Origin of the sequence: Vibrio sp. D401a, assembly GCF_030248515.1 — a bacterium.
Lineage (GTDB): Bacteria > Pseudomonadota > Gammaproteobacteria > Enterobacterales > Vibrionaceae > Vibrio > Vibrio rotiferianus.
Genome location: NZ_JAHGAI010000035.1, coordinates 1 through 15,575, shown reverse-complemented (window position 1 = coordinate 15,575; position 15,575 = coordinate 1). Strand labels below are relative to the sequence as shown.

Here is a 15,575-nt window from a genome sequence, read left to right as displayed (position 1 = left end):
ATTGCTACAAAAACGGAGACCATGCGGGAGCTCTGACACGCCCATTTGTTGCCGGTAATCTAGCTTTAAATCGACCATCAATAGACACCATCGACAGTACATTTTTCTTGTTGTAAATCGAGCTGTAAATCACCATGCCACCATTTGGGGCAATGCTCGGTGACTCATCAAGTAGGGTTTTAGTAAGTACTTGCAATGAACCAGTTTCCAAATCTTGCTTAGCAAGATTAAAGCCTGAATTGCTTCGATTCACCATAATAAGGAATCGGCCATCAGGAGTAATTTGACCACCCAAGTTTTGACTACCTTGCCACGTCAGACGATTAATTGAACTATCGCCCAAATTTACTTGATAAATCTGTGGTTTACCACCCCTATCCGATGTAAAAATCAACGATTTTCCATCCGGATGCCAGAATGGTTCTGTATTATTTGATCTGCCACGCGTAATTTGTGTCAGCTTGCGAGTTTTTAGGTCTAAAGTGTAGACCTGTAACGATCCCGTCTTAGACAACACTAACGCCAGCTTACTGCCATCCGGTGAGAATCTTGGCGCACCATTATGACGAGGGTATGACGTAACCTTCTCACGCTCACCCGTATAAATATTCATAATGAAGATTTCGGCTTGGCCGTTCTGGAAGCTTACGTATGCTAGTTTTTGACCATCAGGCGACCAAGCTGGTGACATCAACGGCTGCTTTGAACGAAGGACTAATCGCTCGTTAAAACCATCATAATCAGCGACTCGAAGCTGGTAAGGGAAGCGATCTTTATCATTCACCACCACATACGCAATGCGAGTCATAAATGCACCGCGTTCACCCGTCAGTTGCTCGTATACCAAATCGGAAATACGGTGAGCGTATTCACGCATTCGTGGGGCTTCAACCGTTGCAACCTTGTTGAACAGTACATGATCCTTAGACAGAACAAGTTCACCATCTTCACCAAGCGCTCGACTTTGCCCACCGGTCAACTGACCACGAACTACGTCAACTAGCTGATAGTTGATAACAAAATTGCCTTGCGCATTTTGAGTAATGCTACCTGTTAACAGAGCATCAACGCCAAGACTGGTCCAAGCATCAAAGTTAACCTCAGATTCATTAAAAGGCGTTTGAGGCATCTTGTTGGTAGGGATCGGGCTAAATTTACCACTACGCTGAAGGTCTGATGCGATAACAGCAGAAACATCTGTCGGCAGTGGTTGGCTTCCTTCCCATTTAAAGGGAACAACAGCAATTGGTCGTGCTGAATCAATACCATCAGTAATGACCAGCTCTAATGCAGCGTGAGCCACGTTCGTTATACTGCCAAGCAGTACAAACATTCCTAGTAAAAGGCGTTTAATCACGTCTTATTCCTTCTAGTCTAAAGCAACGGTTAAGTTGATATCTTTAAGTCTTTCGTTCACAGAAGCTTCGGTAGATTTTGGGAAAGTACCCACTTGAGCGATCGCACTTTTTGCAGCGGCGCACACCCTTGAATCTCCACCAAGGACCGTAACTCCTGAAACCATCATATCTGTCCCTGTCGGAATGAGTTTGATGTTTACCCTACACTCCTTTCCCAACAGGTAATCATCCTTAATCAGCCTTTGCTGAATGTTTTGAGTATAGATTGAAGACATACGCGCCAATTCATCATCAACGAACTGGTTTCGAGCTGCGGTATTCTGACTCGCTTCACTTTCTAACCCCGAGAAGATATCGTCAAGCGCAGCTTCTTGCTCTTTACGTTCACGCTCTAATCGCTCAAGACGCTCTTTTTCTTTACGCGCTTTTTCAGCTGCCTCTTTGGCTGCCTTTTCCTTAGCAATGCGCTCTTGTTCCGCTTTCGCTGCCGCTTCACGTTCGCGTCGAGCCTTTTCCTCAGCTTCTTTCGCTGCCTTCTCACGCGCTACACGCTCTTGCTCTGCCTTAGCGATTGCTGCTTCTTTGGCGATACGCTCCTGCTCAGCTTTTCGAACGGCGTCTTCTTTGGCTTTACGCTCTTTCTCCGCTTTTGCAGCTCGCTCTTTCTCTTTGCGAGTGCGTTCTTCTTCTGCCTTGCGTTCTTGTTCTTTCTTCTTACGAGCCGCTTCGGCTTCACGAGCTGCTTTGGCGTCTTTTGCCTGCTGCTCTTTCAGCTTGCGAATCTGTTCTTCTTCAGCTTTGCGGTTTTTTTCAAGCTGCTCAGCTTCTCGTCGCAACTTATCAAGACGATCTTGCTCTTTCTTCGCGGCTTTTTCGCGCTGCTGACGAATCTCTTTCGCCTGCTGCTGAACAAGTTTTGGATCAATCACCACCGCCTGAACCATTTGCCCTGTTGGCTCGGGTTTAGACATGGTGAAATCCGTCCCCCAAAGCAACGCCACGACTAACAGCGCATGCAAACCCACCGATATCGCTATCGGTTTGGTATATTCTTTGGCTTTTTTCTTGTTGTCTTTCATAGATCTTCGATGTCTATTCCCTGATATCAGTCATCAGACCAACTTTTGGAATACCAGCACGACTTAACTCATCAAGCAGAATTACTACGTCTGCGTAAGGCGTTGCCGCGTCACCACCAACTGCAACTGGCGAATCCGGTTTGATTTCGCGCTCCGCTTTTACTCGAACAATGACATCTTGCAGAGATAGACCGCGCTGGACTTCTTCATCATTCACGCTTAGTCCTAAATTACCGTCACGATCGATTTCGATGATGATGAAACTGCTATCAGTATCACCCGCCAGCTCTTGCATCGATTCTGCAGTCGACGTTTTTGGAAGATCAACGTCAACCCCTTGAGTAACAAATGGAGCCGTTGCCATGAAAATAATCAACAACACGAGCATGACGTCTATATAAGGAACGACGTTGATCTCTGCTGTCATTTTACGCTTTTTAGGTTGATAGCCAGCCATCGACTATTCCTTATCCGAGCCATCTCTGCCTGCCATTGCTTGACGATGCAGGATACTGTGGAATTCTTCAGAGAAAGTCGCGTATGTATGCTCAAGCTTACTCACTTTATTGCTTAGACGGTTGTACGCCATTACCGCTGGAATCGCCGCAAACAGCCCCATTGCGGTTGCAATCAAAGCTTCAGCAATACCAGGTGCTACCATAGAAAGCGTCGCTTGTTTTACTTCGCCCAAAGCAATAAAGGCATGCATGATGCCCCAAACCGTACCAAATAGGCCGATGTATGGGCTAATAGAACCGACTGTCGCAAGGAAAGGCAGGCTTGTTTCTAGCTCATCGACTTCACGAGCTACAGAAACACGCATCGCTCGGCCAGTGCCTTCCATGATGTAAGCAGGAGAGTTAGCGTTGCTCTTACGTAGTCGAGCAAACTCAGTAAAACCTGCGTAGAAGATTTCTTCTGTACCGCCAATCTCGTCTTTACGAGCTTTTACTTTCTGGTATAGCTGTGAAAGATCGGTACCAGACCAAAATTTGTCTTCAAATGACTCAGCGTCTTTTGATGCTTGAGATAATACTTTGCTGCGCTTAATGATCATCGCCCATGACGCAATTGACATGCCTAACAGGGTCAACATCACAAGCTTTACCAACAGACTGGCCTGAAGAAAGAGATCTAAAATGGAAATATCAGCAGTCACTATTTGTTAGCTCCGAATTGATAAAAGATGGGATAGCTATTGGTTTCATTTTCTTATTATCGATACATGCTACCTTAACAATTGTCTTGCACAATGTTTTGCCTTCATCATTGACTAATTCTTGACAGAATTGCAGAGATGCACGTTTTATTTCTGACACTCGGGTAAGAACGGTCAAATGCTCGTCCAGTCTCGCCCCTTGGTTGAAATCGATATCCATGTGTCGGACAACAAAGCCAATGTTTTGTTCCAATAACACATGCTGAGAAATGCCTTTTGCACGCAACATCTCAGTGCGTGCACGTTCAAAGAATTTTAAATAATTAGAGTGATATACAACGCCACCCGCATCGGTATCTTCATAATACACGGTGATCGGCCAGCGGAAGGGATTTGATGTGCCTTGCAAGGGAGTACCAGTAATTTCAATTCTTTAAAGCAATTACTATAACTGAAGCGGCAGTAATTGGTACTGAGCGAAGGGAATATTTTTGAATTTTGTAGAAAAAATAAAAGCCAGACAATAAGTCTGGCTTTTATTTCGATGATTTAATAACCGACTTTATTTCAGAACGTAACGCTTACATGAAATACAGTGCAGTTAGATAACTTAAGATAGCAAGTGAGAAATAAGGACTGAAAAACACTTGCCAGTACCAGTTTCTTGGTTTGAAACCTACCCCATATACCATGCTGGAGCATAATGCCCAAATCAGCGCTGGTGCAATAAATGCGTTAAAGCCACCAATCTCTCGATGATACGCATTTGGGTCCCACATCACCAATCCAACATGCATAAAGCCGAGGATTAAGGCCAAGACTCTCAACAGAGTCTTGTCCATTGGTTCGTGAAGTTTTGCTACCTTGTCAGCGAGATTACTCACTGTCTTTATCCATCATTTCAGTATGCTCTAACCAAAGAGCATTGATGATACCGAATGCACAAGCAAGTAGTACACCTAGAATCCATGCGAAATACCACATAGTGATCGCTCCTTAGTAAAGTGAGTTTTTGTTTTCTTCAATAAACTTGTCATCCAAGCGACCGAACATCTTGTAGTAAGTCCAAGACGTGTAAGCCAGGATGATTGGAACCATAACAAACGCAACGCCTGTCATTAGGTTCAACGTCAGCTCAGATGAAGTTGCATCCCACATTGTCAGACTTTGGTTTGGCATTAGGTCTGAAGGCATTACGAATGGGAACATTGCAAAACCAGCAGTGAAGATAACACCAGCATTACCAAGGCTTGACGTTAGGAATGCAATACCACACTTCTCTAGGCGAGATGCTAATACCGCTAGAAGTGGCATTGCAACACCCAGTACAGGTGCAGCCCATAGCAGTGGGTAAGCTTCGAAGTTGTTCATCCAAGCACCAGCTTCACGGATAACCTCTTTGTTTAGAGGGTTAGAAGCTGCTGCTGTGTCGATACCACCTACGATTACGTAACCTTCGATGCTTTGGATCCAGAAACCCGCTACTACAAATGCAACCACTGTTAGTAGACCAGTTAGCTGAGCTACGTTACGAGCACGAGTATGTACTTCGCCAGTTGTCTTCATTTGAAGCCAAGTTGCACCTTGCATTAGGATCATAAACAAGCTCACTAGACCACATAGCAGAGCAAATGGGTTTAGTAGACCAAAGAATGAACCATGGTACGTTGGCATTAGGAAATCGTTCAATTGGAATGGTACGCCTTGTAGAAGGTTACCAAACGCAACACCGAAGATGATTGGTGGAACGAAGCCACTGATTGAGATACAGATATCCCAAGTGTTGCGCCACTTTTTATCTTCAATCTTTGAACGGTAATCGAGACCGATTGGACGTAGCCAAAGTGCCGCTAGGGTAACGATCATCGCTAGGTAGAAACCAGAGAACGATGTTGCGTAAACCAAAGGCCAAGCTGCGAACAATGCACCACCAGCGGTGATAAGCCAAACTTGGTTACCATCCCAGTGCGGAGCGATTGAGTTAATCATTACACGACGTTGAGTGTCGTTTTTACCGATAATAGGTACAAGCGCGCCTACACCCATATCGAAACCATCAGTAATTGCAAAACCAACTAGTAGAACACCGATCAGTACCCACCAGATGAATCGCAAGATTTCGTAATCAAACATCTTGTTGTCTCCTTGCCTTACGCTTCTACTTGGCGGCTAACTTTGTCTTCAACAGAGTCAGCATTCTGCTCGAAGTGGTAGCGACCAGTTTTCAGGCTGCTTGGACCTTTACGAGCGAATTTCACCATTAGGTATACTTCTGCAATTAAGAACGCAGTGTATAGCGCTAGGATTGCAAATAGTGAAGTCCAGATTTCACCAGCGGTTAATGCTGACGCTGCTACGTGTACTGGTAGGATTTCACCAACAGCCCACGGTTGACGACCGTATTCTGCAACAAACCAACCAGCTTCAATCGCAATCCAAGGTAGAGGGATGCTGAATAGCGCAGCTTTAAGAATCCATTGTTTCTGCTCAATTTTCTGACGACATGTCTGAACGAATGCAGCACCAAAGACGAATAGCATGATGAAGCCACACGCAACCATGATACGGAACGACCAGAATAGCGGCCACACTGTCGGGATAGAGTCATCCGCAGCAGCTTGGATTTGGTCTTCTGTCGCATCAACGACGTTGTCTGTGTAGCGCTTCAGAAGTAGACCGTAACCTAGATCACCTTTCACTTCGTCAAACGCAGTCATGTTTGCTTCAGATTTGTCACCTGCACGCAGTTTTTCAAGCAATTCGTACGCATACATACCCGTGCGGATGCGGTCAACGTGCTCCTCACGCAGATCATGTAGGCCTGTTACTTGCTCGTCAAATGAACGAGTCGCGATAATACCCATTACGTAAGGGATCTTGATTGCGTAATCAGTGTTCATCGTTTCTTGGTTTGGAAGACCAAACAGTGTAAATGCCGCAGGCGCTGGCTCTGTGTGCCATTCTGCTTCAACTGCTGCAAGTTTCACTTTTTGTACTTCACCAAGCTCGTAACCAGATTCATCACCTAGCACGATAGTAGACAGGATTGCTGCCATACCGAATGAAGCTGCAATCGCGAATGAACGACGAGCAAATGCGATGTCACGACCTTTGATTAGGTAGTATGAGCTGATACCCAACACGAACATTGCACCACACGTGTAGCCAGATGCTACTGTGTGTACAAACTTAACTTGCGCTACAGGGTTTAGTACAACTTCTGCAAAGCTCACCATTTCCATACGCATGGTTTCGAAGTTGAATTCTGCACCAACTGGGTTTTGCATCCAGCCGTTTGCGATAAGAATCCAAAGTGCAGAGAAGTTAGAACCAAGCGCAACCAGCCAGGTTACCGCTAAGTGTTGACGTTTTGATAGACGATCCCACCCGAAGAAGAATAGACCAACAAAAGTTGACTCCAGGAAGAACGCAACCAGTGCTTCGATCGCCAGTGGCGCACCGAAAATGTCACCCACGTAGTGCGAGTAGTAAGACCAGTTCGTACCAAACTGGAACTCCATGGTTAGGCCGGTAGCCACACCAAGTGCAAAGTTAATACCGAATAGCTTACCCCAGAACTTGGTCATGTCCTTATAGATTTGCTTGTTCGTCATTACGTACATTGATTCCATAATGGCCAAAAGGAAGGCCATACCAAGAGTCAATGGTACGAATAGGAAGTGATACATCGCTGTCAGTGCAAACTGCAACCGCGACAGATCAACTACGTCAATCATGGTAACTCCTATGTGTCGGCTGAATGACACTCTCTACATATTGCATTCCATACACAAGTGTTATTTACACTTGAAAGATGTTGAATTATCACAGCATCTTGTTGCAAAAATGTGCTTCATTGGTTAGTTAATTGTTAAGCATCAGCTAATATAGCTAGGGCTAATATTACTTCTAAAAACAGATTGTTTCAAAAGGTTTATGGCGGGATTCCGCTTTGATGTATATCAATGTTTCATCTGTGAATTTGCACAAAAATCCATCACATTGATCCAGATCAACCGATATTCGATGAGTATGTTAATGGGAGGTAATCAGGAGAGTTTTGTCAGAGTTAGGTAAGAACATAGTATTAACAATCTATAAAATGCTCTTACCTAAAAAGTATTAGTTGGGATTTGATAAATGAGACTCTCATCACTCTTGGTGAAATATCAAGCACGCATTTGTCAAATATGGAATCTTACTTTTCAATTCCAAAATGCAGATAAGCACGATCGGTGGCAATTCTCCCACGCGGGGTGCGTTGTAAATAGCCTTGTTGGATTAGATATGGTTCAAGAACGTCTTCGATAGTGTCTTTCTCTTCACCGATCGCCGCCGCCATGTTGTCCAAACCGACAGGACCACCGCCAAATTTCTCCATGATCGCTAATAGCAGCTTACGGTCCATATAATCGAAACCTTCAGCATCCACATCGAGCATGTTCAAGGCTTTGTCTGCCGTTTCTGCACAAATATGCCCATTGCCTTTAACTTCGGCATAGTCACGAACGCGGCGTAACAGGCGGTTAGCGATACGAGGTGTACCACGAGCACGGCGAGCAACTTCCAACGCCCCTTCCGATTCCATCGACAGCCCTAAGCAATCCGCACTGCGCTGAACGATATCTTGCAAGTCTTTTACTTTATAATACTCAAGGCGTTGCGTAATACCGAAGCGATCACGAAGTGGCGAAGTCAAAGAACCAGCACGCGTCGTTGCACCGATCAAAGTGAAAGGTGGCAAATCTATTTTGATAGAACGCGCTGCAGGACCTTCACCAATCATGATGTCTAACTGGTAGTCTTCCATTGCTGGATACAACACTTCTTCAACCATTGGGCTTAAGCGGTGGATCTCGTCAATGAACAGCACGTCGTTTTCTTCTAAGTTGGTCAACAGCGCTGCTAAGTCCCCTGCTTTTTCAAGCACAGGGCCAGATGTGGTGCGAATGTTCACTTCCATCTCATTGGCAACGATGTTCGCAAGCGTGGTTTTACCCAAACCTGGAGGACCAAAAATCAAAAGGTGGTCAAGCGCTTCATTTCGCAGTTGAGCGGCTTTGATGAAAATCTCCATCTGATCACGCACGTGATCCTGACCTTGGTAATCCGCCAGCTTCTTAGGACGAATCGCGCGGTCGATGACGTCTTCTTCACGAAACGAAGGACTTTCTGGCGCGATTAAACGATCGGCTTCAATCATATTGTTCCCTTGGACTTTCCGTTACACCATCGATTTTAGTGCTTCACGGATCAATTGCTCACTGGTCATATCCGGTTTAGCGATCTGAGAAACCACTTTCGACGCTTGAGTCGGCTTGTAGCCTAGAGCAAGAAGCGCACTGATTGCTTCTTCTTCTGCGTTGTTAGAAGCCGCAGAACCAGAGTCCGCAGGTGCAGCATCGGTAAACGGCGTAAATAGATCGCCAGCCCCCCAACCTTTCAGGCGGTCTTTCATTTCAACTACGAGGCGTTCAGCCGTCTTCTTACCAACACCCGGAAGTTTTACAAGCGTTGAAATGTCTTCACGCTCTACGCAAGAAACGAATTGGCTTGCCGTCATGCCAGAAAGGATACCTAGACCTAGCTTAGGACCAACACCGTTCGCTTTAATCACTTCACGGAAAAGTGCACGCTCTTTTACTGTGTTGAAACCGTAAAGCAATTGCGCGTCTTCACGCACAACAAAGTGAGTATAAATAATGGCTTCTTCGCCGACATTTGGCAGTTCGTAGAAGCAGCTCATTGGCATCTGAACTTCATAACCAATGCCATTAACTTCAATTAAAACTTCAGGTGGTTGCTTTTCAAGCAGAGTGCCGCGAAGACGTCCAATCACTATAAATACTCTTTGGAAATGAATTTGCGACAGGATAATAAAGAACTGGATAGACATCCAGTCCTTTATGCAGTGGGTTTAGATTTTTGAGACAACTTGATCAAGCTGTTGAGTAAGGTTACGCACTGCGACTACTTGGCCGTTCAGTTCAGCGCCGTATTGCGCTACCGTCTCAGCGATGGTTTTGGTGTTAACTACACCATTGGCGACCTCACTGCTCGCTTCATCTAACTCTTTGAGTGCCGTCATTTGTGTTGCCATGAGACTGGACAGGCTCTGTACATCATGAGAAATAGTGGTCACTTGCTGAATAATGGTGTTCATACGCTCGGTACTTGACGTCACAACACTTTGACCATGCTTTACTTCTTGCTCACTGCGATCAAGTAAGTTGCGAATCTCAACCGCGGACTCACTGCTCTTAGCAGAAAGATCGCGTACTTGGTCGGCAACGACCGCAAAGCCCCTACCTTGCTCACCGGCTCTCGCCGCTTCAATCGCCGCATTGAGTGCCAATAGATTGGTTTGTTCCGCGACCGACGTAATTAAGTCTGCCACTTTCATGATGTCTTCATGGCTGCTGATTATTTGGCTGATAGCTTGGGTGGAGTCTTCAAGCAACTCAGAGCTTTTCTCTGCTTGTTGGTGAACCTCTTCACTTTTCTCACGCAGCTCTTCAACGAACTTGCCCGACTCTTCAATCCCCGTCGCCATATGATGCACTTGCTGGCTCATCTGCTCTGCCGCGCTGGCTTGGGATTCACTGTTTACATTAAGTGCATTCACTTGAACATCTAACTGAGAAGATTGTTTATCGAGTACTTGGGAAACTTGCTTGAGCTCAGTCGAATTCTGATTTGCTTGCTCTAGTACCTCAGCCAAACGCAACTCCCCTTCTGTTGCCTTTTGCGCCACCAACTCACTCTCTGCTTTGGCTTTCTCAGCACTTTCAATCGCAATATCTCGCTGCTTGGCAGTAAAGGCTTGTGCAATACAAATCACCACCAGTGGTAGCACAGTACCCGACCATATCTCTACACGCTGCGCAGATTCAGACAACACGAGTTGAGGGAAACTAACACCAGACACATGCTGGAATGTCATAAACGCAGAAACCGCTATCACTAACGCGCTCCAAGAGATTGCTATGATGCGAGTGCCAGATAAGAAGAAAGCGACAACTAACAGAGGAACCCAATAGGTTTGCGTAGAATCAACCACACCACCACTTTGGTAAATGATATTGAGCGCGTGTACCGACATGCCGACAAAGCCAAGATTGAGCGACAATGCCGGTTGCTTGAACCACTTCAGGCTGAAAGCGGATACCAGTTCGAGTGCAATTAAGAGTACTGAGGTGAAGATTAAGCTTTCATGTCCATGTTTGGACCATTTGATCAGGCTGTAGATCCCGACGAGAAAAGCGATGAAAGTGAATAGAGAAAGGATGTCAGCTTGACGTTGTTGTGTTCTTGTCCATTGAGTTTGGCGCGGCATAGATGCACTGCGCCACAGCGTGGCTGGATTCATGTTCAATCTTCCTTGATTGATTTCTTATTAGACCTCTGACCACTATAGTTTTGTAACATTTTATCAACAAATTTAATCCTTAAATCTGTCTGAGATGTCTCATTTTTAATAATACAATTAACGGTAACGACCTTTTCTTGCACTGGTCGCTTTACCAGCGAGCGCCACCAGCGTCTTATTGGTATTGGCATGACAAATGGCGACGCCTAACGCATCGGCAGCATCGGCTTGAGGCTTGGCTGGCAACTTAAGCATATGTTGAACCATATGCTGTACCTGCACTTTGTCCGCACCACCCGTACCTACTACCGCCTGCTTGATCAGACGCGCAGCATACTCGTACACCGGAAGATCGGCATTTACCGCCGCTACAATCGCACTGCCACGAGCCTGACCAAGCTTTAGTGCAGAATCGGCGTTCTTTGACATAAAGACTTGCTCAATCGCAAACACATCTGGTTGAAACTGGGTGATGATTTCCGTTACACCTGCGTAGATTTGCTTGAGTCGACCTGGCAGCTCTTTTTCAGAAGTACGAATACAGCCGCTGCCTAGATATTGCAGATGACGACCTTGTTGGCGAATCACGCCATAACCAGTAATGCGAGAGCCTGGGTCAATGCCCAAAATAATTGACATGAAGAGTCCTAATCAATAACTCACTGTAAGTATTAGAATATATGTCATTAAAACAAAAACTCCCGCAGGTGCGGGAGTTTTTTCTTTAATTGTTGTGCGCTTATTCTGCGTCTTTTTCTTTCGCAACTGTTACTGCAATCGCTAGCTCTTCTAGAGCCGTTGGGTTTGCAAGGCTTGGTGCGTCTGTTAGTAGACACGCCGCCGCAGTTGTTTTAGGGAACGCGATAACATCACGGATGTTCTCTGTACCACATAGCAGCATCACTAGACGGTCTAGACCGAATGCAAGACCAGCGTGTGGAGGCGTACCGAATTTTAGAGCGTCCAGTAGGAAGCCGAATTTCAGTTGTTGCTCTTCTGCATTGATACCTAGGATATCGAATACCGCAGCTTGCATTTCTGCGTTGTGAATACGTACAGAACCACCGCCTACTTCGTAGCCGTTTAGAACCATGTCGTATGCGTTTGAGTTCGCAGCTGCTGGGTTCGCTTTTAGCTCTTCCGCTGTCACACCTAGAGGCGATGTGAATGGGTGGTGCATAGCGTGCAGGTTGCCTTCGTCGTCTTCTTCGAACATTGGGAAGTCAACAACCCATAGAGGAGCCCAAGTGCCTTCTTTCGTTAGCTCTAGGTCTTTACCAAGTTTAAGACGAAGTGCGCCTAGTGCTTCAGCAACGATGTTTGCTTTATCTGCGCCGAATAGGATGATGTCGCCCGATTCTGCTTGAGTGCGATCTAGAATACCGTTGATCACGTCTTCGCTTAGGAATTTAGCTACTGGAGATTGGATACCTTCCATGCCTGCTGCACGGTCGTTAACCTTCATCCATGCAAGACCTTTCGCACCGTAGATACCTACGAATTCTGCGTAGCCATCGATTTGCTTACGAGTAAGCTCAGCACCACCTGGAATACGGATAACTGCAACGCGACCTTTCTCGTCGTTTGCTGGGCCAGAGAATACTTTGAACTCAACGTCTTTCACTAGGTCAGCAACGTCTACTAGCTCTAGTGGGTTACGTAGATCAGGCTTGTCAGAACCGAAACGACGAATCGCTTCGCTGAATGGCATTACTGGGAATTCACCTAGGTCAACGTTCAGTAGCTCTTGCCACATTTCACGAACCATTTTCTCAGTCGTTGCACGAACTTGGTCAGCCGTCATGAATGACGTTTCGATATCGATCTGAGTGAATTCTGGTTGACGATCAGCACGCAAGTCTTCATCACGGAAACACTTAACGATTTGGTAGTAACGGTCAAAACCAGACATCATTAGAAGCTGTTTAAATAGCTGTGGAGACTGAGGAAGCGCGTAGAAGCTGCCTTTGTGAACACGGCTAGGTACTAGGTAGTCACGAGCACCTTCTGGTGTCGCTTTTGTTAGTACAGGAGTTTCGATGTCTAGGAAGCCGTTGTCATCTAGGAAACGACGAACAAAGCTAGACGCTTTAGCACGTAGCTTGATGCGGTCGCTCATTTCTGGACGACGTAGGTCTAGGTAACGGTATTTTAGACGTTGCTCTTCAGAGTTCTTTTGGTTGAAGTCTAGAGGCAGAACGTCAGAACGGTTGATGATTTCAAGACCTTTCGCAAGGATCTCAACTTCACCTGTTGCCATGTCTTTGTTTACTTGGCTTTCTGGACGAACGCGAACTTCACCAGTTAGCTTGATACAGAATTCATTACGAAGTGTGTTCGCCACTTCATACGCATCTGCCATATCTGGATCAACAACTACCTGAACGATACCTTCACGATCTCGCATATCGATAAAAATAAGACCGCCTAAATCACGACGACGGTTAACCCAGCCGCAAAGTTCTACAGTTTGTCCTGCAAGGGACTTGTTCAGGTGACCACAGTAATGGGTACGCATAATGAAATTCCCAATCTCTCAAATATTATTAACTACGCTCTGTCAGCCTCATTGCCGAGCAGAGTAAAGATCCATTTATACGCTGAAAGCCTATGAAAATCGACTACTCAACATACAATTAAGTGTGTTTTATCATTCATTGGTGGTTTTTAGTACAACAAATGTTCAAAAGCGCACCAAAGCGAAAAAATTGATGGGGATTATAGCGTGAAATTACCTATTTCAGCAAAACTCTCGTAAAGTGGGCTCAGGAAAAAACGTAAAGCAAAGATATGGATAATTTACCCCTTCGACTTGGATTAACCATGTGGTCGCACAACCAATGGCAACACAGCTTTTATGGCAGTGGAACCAAGCCTGCAGAGCGACTCGAAAAGTACGCGCAGGTATTCCACACCGTAGAAGGCAACACCACCTTTTACGCCACACCGACGCTCAACACGGTGCAAAACTGGAAAGCCGCGACTCACGACGATTTCAAATTCACCTTTAAGTTGCCAAAAGCCATTACTCACGAACAAATGCTCAGAGGTTGTGACGAACAGTTGCGTGACTTTATGAAAGTCATGGAACCGCTTCATGAGCGTGTTGGGCAATGGACGATTCAGCTCCCCGCCGCTTTTGGTCCCGAGCACCTTGATCGCCTAAAGAAGTTCTGTGCCTGCTTTCCACCGAATTTCCCACTTGGGGTGGAAGTTCGCCATATGGCGTTTTTCTCCAAAGGTGAAGAAGAGCGTGCGCTAAATCAGTGGCTATTAGAAAGTGGCATTGACCGCATTATTATGGATAGTCGCCCAGTGTTTGCCGCGCAGCCGACGACCGAAGCGGTGATTGACGCCCATCAGAAGAAGCCGCGCGTCCCGGTACATGCAATAGCAACGGCCAAGCACCCAATGATTCGTTTTATCGGTCATCCCGACATGGACGACAACTTGCGCTTTTTCGAACCATGGTTGAAGAAATTGCCGATGTGGATTGAACAAGGGATTCAACCTTACTTGATGATCCACACTCCGGATAACGTCTTAGCGCCAGAACTGGCTGAAAAGCTCTATAAACAGCTACAACTTAAGCTCTCCCTGCCAGATTTGTCTTCGTTTCCTGCCAACGATGGCAACTCGCAAATACAGATGTTTTAGGTCTCCGTATAATTAAGAAAATGACAGAGGCGCGAATTTCCCATAAAATACGCGCCTTTTTTGATGCCTGACGTTTCAGGCGGCTTGTATGCAGAGATTTGGTTATGAACCCTAAGAGCAATCCAGATACTATTTTTTCGGCTCCAATCGATAAAATTGGGGATTTCACGTTCGATGAACGCGTAGCGGAAGTTTTCCCTGACATGATTCAACGATCGGTGCCGGGTTACAGCAACATCATTTCTGCAATTGGTATGTTGGCAGAGCGTTTTGTTAAGCCTCACTCAAACATCTATGACCTAGGTTGTTCTTTGGGTGCTGCTACGCTTTCGATGCGTCGCCATATCAAACAAGAAGGTTGCCAAATCATTGCAGTGGACAACTCTCCTGCGATGGTTGAGCGCTGTAAGCTTCACGTCAACGCGTACCGCAGTGATACGCCAGTTGACGTGGTAGAGGCAGACATTCGTAATATCGAAATCGAAAATGCGTCCGTTGTGGTGCTGAACTTCACGCTGCAGTTCCTTTCTCCAGAAGATCGCTATGCGCTACTAGAAAAAATCTACGCGGGCCTGCGCCCAGGCGGTATTTTGATTCTGTCTGAAAAGTTCGTGTTTGAAGATGAAGTATCTAACGAGTTGTTGATTGATCTTCACCACGACTTTAAACGTGCGAATGGCTACAGCGAGCTTGAGATCAGCCAAAAGCGCAGCGCAATTGAAAACGTGATGCGCCCTGATTCTAAGAAAGATCATAAAGAGCGTTTCGCAGAAATTGGGTTCTCAAGCTACGACGTTTGGTTCCAGTGCTTTAACTTCGGTTCAATGTTTGCGATTAAATAGCGAGAAGCGAGAAGCGAGAAGCGAGAAGCGAGAAGCGAGAAGCGAGAAGCGAGAAGCGAGAAGCGAGAAGCGAGAAGCGAGAAGCGAGAAAGTCTTAACGTTTCGCATTTA

At 45.9% G+C, this 15,575-nt stretch carries 16 protein-coding genes; 2 read left to right on the top strand and 14 right to left on the bottom strand.

What is annotated here, in order from left to right; translation table 11 throughout:
• Positions 1–4: 4 nt before the first annotated feature.
• The 14 genes from tolB to aspS form a co-directional block, all read right to left on the bottom strand.
• Complete coding sequence (gene tolB / locus KIV41_RS14115) at positions 5–1,357, bottom strand: Tol-Pal system beta propeller repeat protein TolB (protein ID WP_081641217.1); 1,353 nt, start codon at positions 1,355–1,357, stop codon at positions 5–7.
• 12 nt (positions 1,358–1,369) lie between these two features.
• Positions 1,370–2,437, bottom strand: a complete 1,068-nt coding sequence (tolA, locus tag KIV41_RS14110; RefSeq protein WP_285336818.1) for a cell envelope integrity protein TolA — start codon at positions 2,435–2,437, stop codon at positions 1,370–1,372.
• A gap of 13 nt (positions 2,438–2,450) precedes the next feature.
• On the bottom strand, positions 2,451–2,894 hold the full coding sequence (gene tolR / locus KIV41_RS14105; protein WP_038885846.1) for a protein TolR: 444 nt from the start codon (positions 2,892–2,894) through the stop codon (positions 2,451–2,453).
• Positions 2,895–2,897: 3 nt separating this feature from the next.
• A complete protein-coding gene (gene tolQ / locus KIV41_RS14100) occupies positions 2,898–3,596 on the bottom strand; it encodes a protein TolQ (protein ID WP_010447293.1) in 699 nt (232 codons plus the stop codon).
• Positions 3,586–4,005, bottom strand: coding sequence for a tol-pal system-associated acyl-CoA thioesterase (gene ybgC / locus KIV41_RS14095; RefSeq protein WP_010447291.1), 420 nt, complete (start codon positions 4,003–4,005; stop codon positions 3,586–3,588). The genes tolQ and ybgC overlap by 11 nt, the downstream gene beginning before the upstream one ends.
• 172 nt (positions 4,006–4,177) lie before the next feature.
• Positions 4,178–4,480 (bottom strand): cyd operon protein YbgE, encoded by a 303-nt coding sequence (ybgE, locus tag KIV41_RS14090; RefSeq protein ID WP_285336815.1) that lies wholly within the window; start codon positions 4,478–4,480, stop codon positions 4,178–4,180.
• Positions 4,473–4,580 carry a cytochrome bd-I oxidase subunit CydX gene (gene cydX / locus KIV41_RS14085; protein WP_000270285.1) on the bottom strand — a complete coding sequence of 36 codons (108 nt, stop codon included), beginning with the start codon at positions 4,578–4,580 and terminating at the stop codon, positions 4,473–4,475. Before cydX ends, ybgE begins: the two co-directional genes overlap by 8 nt.
• A gap of 12 nt (positions 4,581–4,592) precedes the next feature.
• Positions 4,593–5,729: a cytochrome d ubiquinol oxidase subunit II gene (gene cydB / locus KIV41_RS14080; RefSeq protein ID WP_010447280.1), complete on the bottom strand. Its 1,137-nt coding sequence runs from the start codon at positions 5,727–5,729 to the stop codon at positions 4,593–4,595.
• Positions 5,730–5,746: 17 nt separating this feature from the next.
• Positions 5,747–7,333 carry a cytochrome ubiquinol oxidase subunit I gene (cydA, locus tag KIV41_RS14075; RefSeq protein ID WP_010447279.1) on the bottom strand — a complete coding sequence of 529 codons (1,587 nt, stop codon included), beginning with the start codon at positions 7,331–7,333 and terminating at the stop codon, positions 5,747–5,749.
• Between the two features lie 461 nt (positions 7,334–7,794).
• Positions 7,795–8,799 (bottom strand): Holliday junction branch migration DNA helicase RuvB, encoded by a 1,005-nt coding sequence (gene ruvB, locus KIV41_RS14070; protein ID WP_045388141.1) that lies wholly within the window; start codon positions 8,797–8,799, stop codon positions 7,795–7,797.
• A gap of 21 nt (positions 8,800–8,820) precedes the next feature.
• On the bottom strand, positions 8,821–9,435 hold the full coding sequence (gene ruvA / locus KIV41_RS14065) for a Holliday junction branch migration protein RuvA (RefSeq protein ID WP_043882971.1): 615 nt from the start codon (positions 9,433–9,435) through the stop codon (positions 8,821–8,823).
• A 78-nt stretch (positions 9,436–9,513) separates the two neighbouring features.
• The gene (locus tag KIV41_RS14060; protein ID WP_045388145.1) at positions 9,514–10,965 is read right to left on the bottom strand and encodes a methyl-accepting chemotaxis protein; all 1,452 of its coding nucleotides are present in this window, start codon (positions 10,963–10,965) and stop codon (positions 9,514–9,516) included.
• A gap of 117 nt (positions 10,966–11,082) precedes the next feature.
• On the bottom strand, positions 11,083–11,604 hold the full coding sequence (ruvC, locus tag KIV41_RS14055; protein WP_010447272.1) for a crossover junction endodeoxyribonuclease RuvC: 522 nt from the start codon (positions 11,602–11,604) through the stop codon (positions 11,083–11,085).
• Between the two features lie 100 nt (positions 11,605–11,704).
• Entirely contained in the window at positions 11,705–13,483 is a 1,779-nt protein-coding gene (gene aspS, locus KIV41_RS14050; protein ID WP_285336707.1) for an aspartate--tRNA ligase, read from the bottom strand.
• A 272-nt stretch (positions 13,484–13,755) separates the two neighbouring features.
• Between aspS and KIV41_RS14045 the strand changes: the two genes are divergently transcribed.
• Positions 13,756–14,622, top strand: a complete 867-nt coding sequence (locus KIV41_RS14045) for a DUF72 domain-containing protein (protein WP_045388151.1) — start codon at positions 13,756–13,758, stop codon at positions 14,620–14,622.
• A 104-nt stretch (positions 14,623–14,726) separates the two neighbouring features.
• Complete coding sequence (cmoA, locus tag KIV41_RS14040) at positions 14,727–15,464, top strand: carboxy-S-adenosyl-L-methionine synthase CmoA (protein ID WP_005426299.1); 738 nt, start codon at positions 14,727–14,729, stop codon at positions 15,462–15,464.
• Positions 15,465–15,575 lie beyond the last annotated feature (111 nt).

Coding starts and splice junctions, on each gene's coding strand:
- tolA (WP_285336818.1), bottom strand. CDS start 2,437: ATGAAAGACAACAAGAAAAAAGCCAAAGAATATACCAAACCGATAGCG.
- ruvC (WP_010447272.1), bottom strand. CDS start 11,604: ATGTCAATTATTTTGGGCATTGACCCAGGCTCTCGCATTACTGGTTAT.
- cydA (WP_010447279.1), bottom strand. CDS start 7,333: ATGATTGACGTAGTTGATCTGTCGCGGTTGCAGTTTGCACTGACAGCG.
- tolR (WP_038885846.1), bottom strand. CDS start 2,894: ATGGCTGGCTATCAACCTAAAAAGCGTAAAATGACAGCAGAGATCAAC.
- ruvB (WP_045388141.1), bottom strand. CDS start 8,799: ATGATTGAAGCCGATCGTTTAATCGCGCCAGAAAGTCCTTCGTTTCGT.
- cydB (WP_010447280.1), bottom strand. CDS start 5,729: ATGTTTGATTACGAAATCTTGCGATTCATCTGGTGGGTACTGATCGGT.
- KIV41_RS14060 (WP_045388145.1), bottom strand. CDS start 10,965: ATGAATCCAGCCACGCTGTGGCGCAGTGCATCTATGCCGCGCCAAACT.
- aspS (WP_285336707.1), bottom strand. CDS start 13,483: ATGCGTACCCATTACTGTGGTCACCTGAACAAGTCCCTTGCAGGACAA.
- KIV41_RS14045 (WP_045388151.1), top strand. CDS start 13,756: ATGGATAATTTACCCCTTCGACTTGGATTAACCATGTGGTCGCACAAC.
- cmoA (WP_005426299.1), top strand. CDS start 14,727: ATGAACCCTAAGAGCAATCCAGATACTATTTTTTCGGCTCCAATCGAT.
- cydX (WP_000270285.1), bottom strand. CDS start 4,580: ATGTGGTATTTCGCATGGATTCTAGGTGTACTACTTGCTTGTGCATTC.